This is a genomic window from Vibrio sp. 10N.261.51.A4 (assembly GCF_041471945.1).
GTDB lineage: Bacteria > Pseudomonadota > Gammaproteobacteria > Enterobacterales > Vibrionaceae > Vibrio > Vibrio crassostreae_C.
This window is the reverse complement of record NZ_JBFRPJ010000031.1, coordinates 38,136-49,878: the sequence shown is the minus strand read 5'-3', so window position 1 is coordinate 49,878 and position 11,743 is coordinate 38,136. Positions and strand designations below refer to the sequence as shown.

Genomic DNA, 11,743 nt, shown 5'->3' with positions numbered 1-11,743 from the left:
TTTGTTAGTAGGGTACTATTGGTAGCCTAAATACTAAGGGGAAAGTTTCGGCTTTCTCCTTTCGTGATTCTGCTATTCAGTAAAATATCCCTAGTAATGCGAGTGACTTTTAATGATAATGAGAGTGCTTATCAATAATGGTATTTATCAATAAAATGTATTTGACCTTCTTCTATAGTAAATGACTACAATTATGAATCTTTTAAAAACTAGCCTAGCGCTTGCCATCAGTTTGGTTGCAACGTCTTCTATGGCAAACAGCTTGGATCAAGCTCAATCAATTCAAAACAAGACCAATAACGCGTCGGCTTCGAGCCAAAAGGTTATTGATAAAAGCTCACAAGCGACTTTAATGCTGCAAGCTGAGATTGAGCGTCTGCAAGAAGAAGTTAAAAACCTAGAAATCTATCACGATCACCTTGCTGCATTAGTTGAGAGCCAAAACCAAGAAGCTCAAAGCATTGAAGAGCAGATCGAAGAAATCAAATACACACGCCAAGGTGTTGTGCCATTGATGTATCAAATGATCGATGGTCTTGAACAGTTGGTAGAGAAAGACGTGCCGATTAAGAAAGAACAGCGTCTAGAAAGAGTAGAAAAGCTACAAGCAATGATGACTCGTGCTGATGTGAGTGATGCTGAGAAGTATCGTCGTATCCTGGAAGCTTACCAAATCGAGATGGACTACGGCATCAAGCTCGGTGCTTACCAAGGCCGCGTTGCATTGAGCAACGACAGAACGATTGAAGCTGAAGTGTTGCACCTAGGTCGTATCTCTTTGGTGGCTCGTAACCTAAATGGCAGCCAATATTGGTCTTGGAATCAAACACAAAATCAGTGGCAAGAGCTAGATTCTTCAATGAAATCTGAGCTAGATAAAGCTTACGACATTGCAAGCCAACAAGCGGCGCCAAGCCTAATTACTTTACCTGTTTCTTTAACTGTTGCGGAGGTTAAGTAATGAACTTAAAGCCATTAGCAGCATTGCTTTGCATTACGTCTATTTCATTTTCAGCTTTCTCTGCATCAGATACGACGGCTCAGCTAGTTAATAAAGCAAAATCAGAGAGTCGAACTCAAGCTTCTCACAACGTAGTGCGTGAAGCTGATTTCAAAAAGACAGAACAAGAACTGAAAGCGATCAAAGCTCAGCTTGAAGCGAAGCGTACGTCTATCCAAGGTGCGACAGATGTTCTGACTCAAACGTTCAGTGATAACGAAAACAAGCTTGCTCGCTTAGAAGAGAAGCTGCGTTTAGAAACCGGTAGCTTAGGCGAGCTGTTCGGTGTCGTTCGTCAAAACGCAAAAGAACTCGGCGCAGAGCTTAGCTCAACCGTGAATAGTGTTGATCGTGCTGAACACACTGCAACTGTTGATCAAATCATTGATGCTAAATCACTGCCTTCAATGCCACAGCTGACCGGTTTGTGGATGAGCATGGTTGAACAGATCCAAGCGAGCTCTGAGCTTAGCAAATCTCAAATTGCATTCATTAATGGTGAAGGCAATACAAACAAGGTTGACGCTTACCGACTAGGTTCGATTGGTCTTGTGACAGAGCAAGGCTATGTTAGCTGGAACACTCAGCGTGAAGATGCGATCGCTTACCTTAAGCAACCACAAAATGGTCCAACGTTAGCGTCACTTTCTTCGTTAGCGAATGGTGAAGTATCTAACGTGGTTGTCGATCCTTCTCGCGGGTTTATGCTAGAGCAATTAGCACTTACGCCAAGTTTAACTGACCGTCTACAAGCGGGTGGTGTGGTTGGTAAAGTGATTCTTGGCCTACTAGCTATTGGTCTAATCATCGCATTAGTTCGTGGTGTCTCTCTTGCTATCGCACGCCAGAAAATTCGCGCGCAACTTAAGAACCCTGAGCAAGCGGGTGATAACCCACTAGGTCGTGTTCTTGCGATGTACAACAAGGAACAAAACCAAACGGTTGAAGCGTTAGAGTTGCGACTTTTAGAAGCGGTAGTTGATGAGCAGACTCACCTAGAGAAAGGTCTATCGATGCTTAAGCTATTGGCGGCACTAGCACCAATGTTGGGCCTTTTAGGTACAGTAACCGGCATGATCGAAACATTCCAAGTGATCACTCAGTTTGGTAATGGCGACCCTAAAGTTATGGCTGGTGGTATCTCGATGGCGCTTGTAACTACGGTACTTGGTCTGGTTGCGGCAATGCCTCTTCTACTGGCACACAACATTCTTAGCACTCAAGCAGAAAACATTCGCAATATTCTTGAGAAGCAAGGTATTGGTCTTGTTGCTGAGCAGGCTGAAAAGACCTTTGAATCAAACGCTGTTGTTTCACCAGTTGGGACTGCTGCGTAATGGATATTTTGTCGGGTTCTCTATTACCAGCGAGTTGGTTAACGAGTGACTGGCTGCTGTCTTTATCAAGCTTTATGGAGCAGGGCGGTTTCGTCCTGTGGTGGCTAGCGGCTGTCGTCCTAGTGTATTGGGTGCTTGTGGTAGAACGTGTGCTTTATCTTGCGTTCTACTTTCCTAAGCAACGCCAAGCTTGGATAGCGAAATGGCATGAAAGAGAAGATCACTCTTCTTGGCATGCCAAAGCCATTCGTGAAGGTTGGTTAGGGCAAGCGAGTATCTTGCTTAACCAAAACTTGAATTTTATTAAGCTGTTAGTCGCTATTTGCCCGATGTTGGGCTTGCTAGGCACTGTAACCGGTATGATCTCTGTTTTTGATGTTATGGCGACACAAGGCAGCAGTGACCCTAAATTGATGGCTTCAGGTATCTCGTTAGCAACACTGCCAACCATGGCAGGCATGGTTGCAGCGTTAGCGGGCATGTTCGTTCACGCTCGCTTAGCGAAAGTATGTAACCGCTTAGAATTGAAATTAGAAAAATCTTTAAGGAGTCAACGATGAGACTCGGTCGACGTCATTCTAAAAACGAAGAGGCTCAAATAGACCTTACTTCGATGCTTGATATTGTCTTTATCATGCTTATTTTCTTTATTGTGACCAGTTCATTTGTTCGTGAGTCAGGGGTGGAAGTCAATCGCCCACAAGCTTCTAACGTAGTAAGCCAAAAGGATGCAGGCATCTTTGTTGCGATTACTTCTGCAAACGACATTTTCATCGACAAGCGTGTCGTAGATGTTGAACGTGTCCAAGCGACGTTAGAGCACTTGTTGCTAGAACAACCTGATGCTTCTTTGGTTATTCAAGCGGATGAACACGCTTACAACGGTACTGTTGTTAAAGTGATGGATGCCGCGAAAGGTGCAGGTGTTAAAAACATTGCGCTTGCTGCTGATAAGCGATGATCTTGGAGGATCTTCATAAATGATTCGCCTATTTCTTGCTTTACCGCTAGCGGGCGCGTTGGGCTTAGCGCTGTTTTCTTTCATGGCTTGGATGGTCGATAATGGCCACCAACGTTCACCAGACGATAGCGAGACGTTAAGTTTCAACATGGTAATGGTGGAACAAGAACAAGAAGTTCAAAGAAGACAACGCGCAGTCCCTGAAAAACCAGAAATGCCAGAGCCGCCACCGGAAGCGCAAACGTCTCAGTCACAAGCTGAAGTTACGCCTCTGAATTCGATGTCTTCTTTGCCTTCATTGGATTTGAACACATCCATTGATGGCTTAGCGATTAACGCACCGACATTCTCTGATTTTGGGTCAAACCAACAAGCAATGCCTTTGTATCGAGTAGAGCCTCGTTATCCAGCGAAAGCGCTTAAGCGTGGAGCTGAAGGCCATGTGATTATGTCTTTTACTATCGATGAAACGGGACGTCCAATTGACATTCAAGTCACTGACGCAAACCCACGTCGTATGTTTGAACGTGAAGCGATGAGAGCACTTAAAAAATGGAAATATCAACCGAAAGTCGTCGATGGAAAAGCGATAGCTCAGGTTGGTCAAACCGTGAAACTAGAGTTTAAGTTGGCAAAATGATGAAACATATATGGATATTAGTGGGCTTGTTGTTAATGCCCCTTACAACACAGGCACAAGAGCTAACCCAATATACTGCTATTCGTGTTCAAAAGGCGCATAAGCTTGCTCAAGATGAACAGGTTAAACAGGCCATTGACGTACTAGCAGGTTTAGAGCTTTCTAAGGGCTACGACAAAGCGTACGTAGCTCGTATGCTAGGTGTTTTTTACTGGCAAGATGGCAAAACCGATAAGGCGATTAAGCAGCTTACATACGCCGTCGATACCAATTTGCTGGTGGATGAACAAGCTTGGATAACGAAGCGTATGCTTGCGGATCTGTTATTAAACGATCAACAGTTCAAAAACGCGCTTCCACATTACTACGAGTTAGTAAAAACAGCGCCAGAGGCAGAAAAGAAAGACGTGCTTTGGATGCGAATTGCACAAGCGGAATACCAAATCGAAAACTGGTCAAAAGTACTGGTTGCTATTGGTAATCGCGACAAGTTCAATGCGAAATCAGAACTGTCGCCTCTTTCGCTAAAATTGGGTGCACAACTACAGTTAAAGCAATGGAAGCAATCTATTCCAACACTGGAAAGCCTGATTGAACTTCAGCCAGAAAAAGACAACTGGTGGCGTCAACTTGTGGGTATTCAGTTAAGACTAGAGCGTAACCGCGATGCATTGAACACACTAGCGTTGGCTGATCTTCAAGGGGTAGAGCTGAAAAACTCAGACCGCCGATTACTGGCTCAGCTTTATGCTAAACGTGGTATTCCAGAGCGTGCAGCACAAGAGATCGCTAAGTTAGATGATGCGAACAGCGATGTTCAACTCCTGGCTGAGCAAGCAACCTACTGGCAGTTAGCGAAAGAGTGGGACAGTGCTATTGAAGTATGGACGTTAGCGTCTAAAAAGGACACGCAATATCATTGGAATGTGGCTCAATTACTGGTTCAGCAAGGTTACTACGATCGTGCTCTGGTTGTTTTGGATAAAGTGAAAGACAAGAACAAGCAAGCTGATGTTGCTTTAGCGAAAGTACGTTCATGGTACAAGCTAAAGAATCTTGATAATGCTCTTGCTCAAGCGAAACGTGCGAACAACATTGAGCCTTCTTCTGAGGCAAAAGGTTGGATTAAATATCTGACTCAGCTAAGAACAGTGAGTGATAACGGCAACGTCTAACTGCGAATAGCACAACAGAAGACAAGAGAAAGTAATATAGAGAAAAGGGTGTCATTTGATGGTTCAAATGACACCCTTTTTAATTTTGGCGGTTAAAGCTTTTTGAACTTTATCGTTCCAATGCGGCAGTTAAGGCTCGCACATCGTGCCGCTGGACGTAGCACTTTGAATCACGCCGCTGGTATCAGCAACCCAATTAATGGTGCAGTCACGATAAGGGTTTTTGAATGCGTGTACTGTATAACCATTGTCTAACGGTTTCTTGGTTTCAATCCAAGCATAGTTTCGAGACGCCCAAAAACTGATAGGGCGTGACCGTTCGGTGAGATAACGTTCTTGTACATCGGTTATGTCTGAACCGATGTATTCTTGAATATGTTCTTCCGTGCTGATTATTTGGCTGGTGCACGCCGTCACTAGCGCAGCAAAAGCCAAAACAAAAATACGCATTTCAAATCCTTTTAAGCTTCATTAGCTATCATCAAACCAGTGATCAAATAGTCCCAACTTTCTATCCTTAAAGCTACGACTGTTACCTTAAACCCATCTCAATCAAGCATGTTGAGATTGAGCTTTTTTGAGCTTTGACCCTGTTATCAATAACCTCTAATAAAACGAATCAAATCCCTTTAGTACACGTTAGCAAGAATATGCATACAGTTCGATTACTTCCCATGTAATGTTATGTAAATTTCCTTACGCCGCTCGGCAAACGTAAACAATGTAAATTGAATGCCAATACGAATGATTATCAACTAAATTGTCGCCATAAAATTTATAGGTATTGGTTTGTATGTCGTTAAAAAGTAGGGCGGTTCAATCATGGGCTCGTCGACTTCATGTTTATATTTCAATGGCGCTTCTGTTCGTTGTTCTTTTCTTCTCAGTGACAGGCATCACCCTTAATCGCCCTGAGTTATTTGAATCAACCCAACCCAGTATCCAACGATCGACGTTAACGCTTCCTACGAATTTATTCACGATACAAGAAGGACGATTAAAAGCCGATGAAACGGCCTTTGAAACGTTTCTGTTTGAAAAAGGAAACCTATCTGGCGTTCCTTCAGGTTTAGACATCTACGCCGAGATTGATGACGGTGAGTTGCTGATCGGTGAAGTGTCTATGGACTTCAAAGGGCCAGGCTACAACGCTTCTGTATTCGTTGATGTGACGTCTGAAATGGTGGAAGTCGAAACCACTAATTACGGCGTTATCGCACTGTTGAACGACCTACACAAAGGGCGTAATAGCGGTGAAGTATGGAAGTGGTTCATCGATATCACTGCACTGTTGATGATCTTCTTTGTGCTTACTGGCGTGTGCTTATTGTTACCTAAGAAAAAAACACTCAATACCTCCATTAAATGGACGGTATTTGGTTCTGCAATCTCACTTGCTATCTATTTTGTCGCCGTACCTTAACCCTCTATTCGGTTGATGAGTCTTCTTGACGAATCAGCTTGAAGATCGAACTAAAGGTTAAACGGATTTAAAAGGTTGTAAAACATGAACAAATTGAACTGGAGCAAGTCGCTTCTTGCTTTATCTCTTTTGCCAAGCCTAGCTATGGCACAAGCGATTTCTGATACGGCAAAACTTGATGTGAACTTTAAGCTTCCAAAGATCGATACCTCTATGTATGCGCGTCCTTATGTGGCGGTGTGGGTAGAGAACAGCGAACGAAAGTCAGTGAAAACCATTGAACTTTGGGTCGGTAAAGATGAATGGCTGAAAGATCTACGCAGCTGGTGGAGAAAGGTTGGCCGTTACGATCGTGATCTTGTTGACGCTGTGACATCCGCAACGCGCCCTGCTGGCCAATACCGTTTTGTTTGGGATGGTAAGAGCGATGATGGCCAAACTCTAGAACAGGGCGAGTACACGGTTCATATCGAAGTGGTTCGCGAGCACGGTGGCCGTAACTACCTTCGTCAAAAAGTATCACTAACGGATGTAAATGCTTCTTATGAGTTAAAGGCGACAGAAGAGACGGGTGAAATCACTCTGAACTACATCGCTAAATAGTAAGCACGAATAGCAAAAGCAAACTGAACAGAATAGACAGTCGTCATCGTAGGCTCAGATAGAGCGACACGGCTAACAATTATAAATAATGGAATTGAACATGATGAAACAGACAAAAATTAAGGCACTTGCACTAGCGGGTGTTATGGCGTTCGGCCTAGCGGTTACGACAACTGCACAAGCTCACCCACGCTGGATTTTGCCATCACACTTTACCGTATCGAAAGAAGGCGGTGATTGGCTAACGTTCGATGTGACTGCGTCTCACGGTACGTTTGTTTTTGATAAGCCTGCAGGCAGTGAAAATGCACATGTCATTATGCCTGATGGCCGTAGCGAACGTCCTAACTTTGTTGTTCGCGGCAAACGTCGTTCAATCTTTGATTTCTACTTTGAAGAAGAAGGCACGCACAAAGTTGCGATTAACAATGAGCCTTCTTACTACACGCAGTACAAGGCGGGTCGTCGTGACACAGTGAAATGGGTCAAAGCAAACAAAGCGGAACGTGATTCAGTTCTTCCAGAAAAATCGCGTGACGTGGTAACACAAATTAGTTTCACCCGTGCGGAAAGCTACATTACAGTAGGTAAGCCATCGGATTCAGTCTTCAAAATTGAAGGCAAGCTACTTGAAATGAAGCCAGTAACGCACCCTTCAGACATCATTGAAGGCGAACCGGTGACATTCCAATTCTTCTACAACGGTGAAATCCAGAAAGACGTAAAAGCGGAAATCACTCGTGAAGGCACGCTTTACCGCAACCACCAAGAACAGATTGATGTAGTGAGTGATGAGAACGGTGAAATCACGTTCACTCCAGACGTAGCGGGTCGTTACGTAATGAAAGCGAACTACAAAGGTGAGTTGATTGACAACCCATTGGCAGACAAAGCAAGCGCGAACGTTCACCTAACGTTCGAAGCACTGCTTCAATAATTTGTGATGTCGGGGCTAGATCCCTGATTAAGCAATCAAAAACTTAAGGGCTCATTTGAGCCCTTTATCGCTCAGTTTACTACTGAGAATTTGCACTGTGGCTAGGGTATGAACCATGACAATAAAAACAAAACTAAAATCGATAATCACTCCATGCTTGGCTCTGGGACTCGGTTTCGCTGCATTACCTGCGCAAGCACACTTTCCACTGATGAGCTGTTGGTTTGAAGGCAAAACCGTGGCTTGCGAAGCGGGCTATTCAGACGGTAGCAAAGCGATTGATTACGCGGTTCAGATGTACGACTACGAAGACAACTTGATTGCAAAACAGATGACCGATAAGCGCTCTATTGTTGAATTTCCAAACCCAGATACTGAGTTTTACCTTGTGTTTGATTCAGGCCACGAGTTTCCTGTTGAAGTCGACGTTGTAGAGATCAGCGAGAAATGATGATTCAAGGCGTACGTGCTGACACGGGAGGCAGAGAAGGCAAATGGGTAGGGTTGATCATTGTGTTCATTCTGAGCTTTGCTACGGTCGCTATTCCATTTCATCAAGCAGAATCCCACGTAAAAGCGGTACTTGATCATCAAATTCTGGTGACCGATGTTGAACAAGAAAACTTGGCGATGCTATCAGAGCTGCGTTTAGCGCATGAAGAGATTCGCGACCTGCGTATGGACTCTGATGGCGAATGGCCAAGTGTCGTATCACTTAAAGATGAATGGGTCGCGCCATTTGTTGAAGACCAGAGTTGGAAACGTAAAGGTTCTCATACTTGGTTATTGGACGAGCGTGGGTATTATTTCTCTACGCCAAGCGAATACGTTACACCAAGTGAACAAGCTGCATCAAGTGAAGATACTGCACCAAGTGAATATGCTGCACAAAGCGATCATGGCTTTGCTGATTCCTTTATTTTAAACGCCAACAGTGTCTCTCCTGAAATCTGGATTTTCTTTGGTGGCGTCGCAAGTCAACCGACTAATTTTGATGAGAACACACTGGAATCTGCAGGCTGGAAAATGGTCGTCAATGAATCAGAAGTTGAACAGCATGATGCTTCTTCTCATTAAACAACCCGGCTTACAAAAATGCTCACTAATAATAAGAGATTTACTATGCGAATTATGACTCTATTGATGTCGTTATTGGCGGTGTTAATGACACCCAATGCATTGGCAAAAGAATATAAGATCGATAGCGACAAGCTAACGATTGGTATAACCCTTCAGCCTTACTACAGCTATGTAAAAGCGGTGGTGGGTGACAAAGTGAACATTCTTCCATTGGTTGATGCTGGGTTTAATCCGCATAACTACTTACCACAACCGAATGATTTGAAGCGATTGAGCCAAATGGATGCAATCGTGGTAAACGGTATTGGTCACGATGACTTCGCGCTTAAAGTGATTTCAGCCGCGCAACGTGATGACTTGGTGGTTATCGAAGCAAACAAAGAAGTGCCTCTACTTCCCGCATTAGGCCAGTCTGTGGGTCAAGGTGCTGTGAACCCGCATACCTTTGTTGGGCTTTCGACAACGATTCAAAAGGTTTACACCATCGCGAGTGAAGTATCTAAGCTCGACCCAGACAACGCGGCGTTTTATCGCAAGAACGCACGTAAGTACGCCAAGCAATTTCGTTTTATGAAGCGTGATGCGATGTTGTCATTAGGTGAACTCGATACTTCAGGCATGAAAGTGGCGACCACGCACAATGCTTATGGGTACATTCTGCAAGAGTTTGGTGTAGATGTGGCGGCAGTAATCGAGCCTGCACACGGTGTTGAACCGAGTGCGAGCCAGCTGCAAGAGACGATCGAAAAGATCCGCGCTTCCGGCATTGATGTTCTGTTCTACGAGCTAAACATGCCAAACCGTTTTGTTGACACGATCGAAGCGGAAACGGGTGTTCAGCTTTACCGTTTTTCTCACATGACGCATGGCGAATATCAAGACGACAAAGTTGAAGTTGAGATGAAGAAGAACCTCGAGACGTTGATCGAAGCAATGAAATTTGCGGCGGCGAACCAAGCTAAAAGCGGGAACGCATAATGTTAGGTCCATCGATTTCAATCAATCAACTCGGTCTGCAATACGACAACAACGTCATTCTTGACGATATCTCACTAGAACTTAAAGCGGGTGAGTGTCATGTAATCATGGGGCCAAACGGAGGTGGTAAAACTTCTCTGCTGCGCTCTGTTCTTGGCCTTACGCCTTTCTCTGGGCAAATCAATATTCATTGGCCAGAAAAGCCAAGTATTGGTTATGTTCCTCAAAAAGCGACCTTCGAATCGAGCTTACCTCTAACGGTCATGGATTTCGTGTTGCTTAACCAAACTCGAATTCCGCTATTTTGGCGTCGTAAGTCTAAGCAGTTGGATCTCGCACTCGCGCAATTGGATCGTGTGGGTATGGCGACTCGTAGCGATCGCAGAATGGGACAGTTGTCGGGTGGTGAGCAACAACGTGTATTGTTTGCTCAAGCCTTATTGGATAACCCAAGTTTATTGGTTTTAGACGAGCCGACCACAGGGATGGACGAGCAGGGCGTTCGTTATCTTGAATCTCTAATTCGTGAATGCGTTGATGAAGGTCGCACCATTCTTGCCGTTCATCACGATGTAACTGCAGTGCGTCGTCTTGACGCCAATGTACATGTTGTGAATCGATTCTTGGTGGATAGTGGTCCACATGAACAAGTACTGCACCCAACTAAAATTGAGAGTCTATTCCAGCACTACAGCAGTGGCGCAGCTATCGTTAAATCGAAGGAGGTTGCGTAATGGATTGGTTACGACAACTTGCCATAAGTGGCGTTGAAGCGGGTTGGTTATCAGACAGCTTCATGTACGCGTTCATGGTGAATGCCTTGGTTGCGGCGCTATTACTCGGCCCGTTATTAGGTGGTCTTGGCACTTTGGTGATTGCAAAGCGTCTGGCTTTCTTCTCAGAAGCGGTAGGTCACGCCGCATTAACCGGTATTGCTATCGGTGTTTTGCTTGGTGAGCCACCAGAAAACCCAATTATTGGTCTGTTCAGTTTCTGTATGATCTTTGCTTTGCTTCTTCATTTTGTAAGAAACAGAACCAATGTGCCATACGATACCTTAGTTGGCGTTTTTCTCGCGTTAGCGTTGGCAGTGGGCGCGGCATTGCTGATGTACGTGGCACGTAAGATCAACATCCACATGCTTGAGAACGTGCTGTTTGGTTCGATTCTCACGGTAACAGATCAAGACTTAGCGATTCTCGCAGGCAGCTGCGCACTCATCATTTTGCTCTTGATACCGACGTTCAACCGTATTCTTTTGACCTGTATCAGCCCTGATATTGCCAAGGTTCGTGGCTATAACACCAGCTTTTATGACTACTTGTTTGTCATGATGATCACCTTAGTGACGATTGCAGCAGTGAAGATCGTGGGTGCGGTCCTTGTTGGGGCATTACTGCTCATCCCAGGCGCGACGGCTCGACTGTTGACAAAACGCATGGGCAGCTTTGTTTTGCTTTCTGCGTTGCTGGCAACCATCGCGTGTTTGGTCGGAACGGTATTACCGATGGAGCTTAAATTGCCAGTGCCATCAGGCGCTTCAATCATCATCGTTTCTGCGACCTTTTTCCTAGCGGCGACGCTATACCGAATTATAAGAAAGGCATAA

At 44.7% G+C, this 11,743-nt stretch carries 15 protein-coding genes; 14 read left to right on the top strand and 1 reads right to left on the bottom strand.

The genetic code is table 11. From position 1 onward, the window contains the following. The first annotated feature begins 193 nt into the window (after positions 1-193). From AB4384_RS08025 to AB4384_RS08000, 6 genes are read left to right on the top strand one after another with little or no spacing between them, the layout of a single operon-like run. Positions 194-961, top strand: a complete 768-nt coding sequence (locus tag AB4384_RS08025) for a DUF3450 domain-containing protein (RefSeq protein ID WP_372129289.1) — start codon at positions 194-196, stop codon at positions 959-961. Then, complete coding sequence (locus AB4384_RS08020) at positions 961-2,337, top strand: MotA/TolQ/ExbB proton channel family protein (RefSeq protein WP_372129286.1); 1,377 nt, start codon at positions 961-963, stop codon at positions 2,335-2,337. Before AB4384_RS08025 ends, AB4384_RS08020 begins: the two co-directional genes overlap by 1 nt. Beyond that, a complete protein-coding gene (locus AB4384_RS08015) occupies positions 2,337-2,897 on the top strand; it encodes a MotA/TolQ/ExbB proton channel family protein (protein ID WP_010429842.1) in 561 nt (186 codons plus the stop codon). The genes AB4384_RS08020 and AB4384_RS08015 overlap by 1 nt, the downstream gene beginning before the upstream one ends. Beyond that, entirely contained in the window at positions 2,894-3,298 is a 405-nt protein-coding gene (locus AB4384_RS08010; protein ID WP_004739212.1) for a biopolymer transporter ExbD, read from the top strand. The genes AB4384_RS08015 and AB4384_RS08010 overlap by 4 nt, the downstream gene beginning before the upstream one ends. 19 nt (positions 3,299-3,317) lie before the next feature. Next, positions 3,318-3,938, top strand: coding sequence for an energy transducer TonB (locus AB4384_RS08005; protein ID WP_008219721.1), 621 nt, complete (start codon positions 3,318-3,320; stop codon positions 3,936-3,938). After that, positions 3,935-5,113 carry a lipopolysaccharide assembly protein LapB gene (locus AB4384_RS08000; RefSeq protein ID WP_032547615.1) on the top strand — a complete coding sequence of 393 codons (1,179 nt, stop codon included), beginning with the start codon at positions 3,935-3,937 and terminating at the stop codon, positions 5,111-5,113. The genes AB4384_RS08005 and AB4384_RS08000 overlap by 4 nt, the downstream gene beginning before the upstream one ends. A 129-nt stretch (positions 5,114-5,242) precedes the next feature. Here the strand turns inward: AB4384_RS08000 and AB4384_RS07995 are convergent, their stop codons facing one another. Then, positions 5,243-5,563, bottom strand: coding sequence for a hypothetical protein (locus AB4384_RS07995; protein ID WP_017067850.1), 321 nt, complete (start codon positions 5,561-5,563; stop codon positions 5,243-5,245). Positions 5,564-5,906: 343 nt separating this feature from the next. Between AB4384_RS07995 and AB4384_RS07990 the strand changes: the two genes are divergently transcribed. The 8 genes from AB4384_RS07990 to AB4384_RS07955 all read left to right on the top strand — a co-directional run bounded on the left by AB4384_RS07990 (position 5,907) and on the right by AB4384_RS07955 (position 11,743). Continuing rightward, a complete protein-coding gene (locus AB4384_RS07990) occupies positions 5,907-6,536 on the top strand; it encodes a PepSY-associated TM helix domain-containing protein (RefSeq protein ID WP_102441260.1) in 630 nt (209 codons plus the stop codon). An 84-nt stretch (positions 6,537-6,620) separates the two neighbouring features. After that, positions 6,621-7,139, top strand: a complete 519-nt coding sequence (locus AB4384_RS07985; RefSeq protein WP_372129284.1) for a DUF2271 domain-containing protein — start codon at positions 6,621-6,623, stop codon at positions 7,137-7,139. Between the two features lie 100 nt (positions 7,140-7,239). Continuing rightward, positions 7,240-8,076: a DUF4198 domain-containing protein gene (locus AB4384_RS07980; protein ID WP_017082149.1), complete on the top strand. Its 837-nt coding sequence runs from the start codon at positions 7,240-7,242 to the stop codon at positions 8,074-8,076. A 115-nt stretch (positions 8,077-8,191) separates the two neighbouring features. Next, on the top strand, positions 8,192-8,527 hold the full coding sequence (locus AB4384_RS07975) for a hypothetical protein (protein ID WP_151417288.1): 336 nt from the start codon (positions 8,192-8,194) through the stop codon (positions 8,525-8,527). After that, positions 8,524-9,153, top strand: coding sequence for a DUF6162 family protein (locus AB4384_RS07970; protein ID WP_102488588.1), 630 nt, complete (start codon positions 8,524-8,526; stop codon positions 9,151-9,153). The genes AB4384_RS07975 and AB4384_RS07970 overlap by 4 nt, the downstream gene beginning before the upstream one ends. A gap of 45 nt (positions 9,154-9,198) precedes the next feature. After that, a complete protein-coding gene (locus tag AB4384_RS07965) occupies positions 9,199-10,134 on the top strand; it encodes a metal ABC transporter solute-binding protein, Zn/Mn family (protein WP_029224362.1) in 936 nt (311 codons plus the stop codon). Continuing rightward, on the top strand, positions 10,134-10,868 hold the full coding sequence (locus AB4384_RS07960; RefSeq protein WP_372129281.1) for a metal ABC transporter ATP-binding protein: 735 nt from the start codon (positions 10,134-10,136) through the stop codon (positions 10,866-10,868). The genes AB4384_RS07965 and AB4384_RS07960 overlap by 1 nt, the downstream gene beginning before the upstream one ends. Next, positions 10,868-11,743: a metal ABC transporter permease gene (locus AB4384_RS07955; protein ID WP_004731167.1), complete on the top strand. Its 876-nt coding sequence runs from the start codon at positions 10,868-10,870 to the stop codon at positions 11,741-11,743. The genes AB4384_RS07960 and AB4384_RS07955 overlap by 1 nt, the downstream gene beginning before the upstream one ends.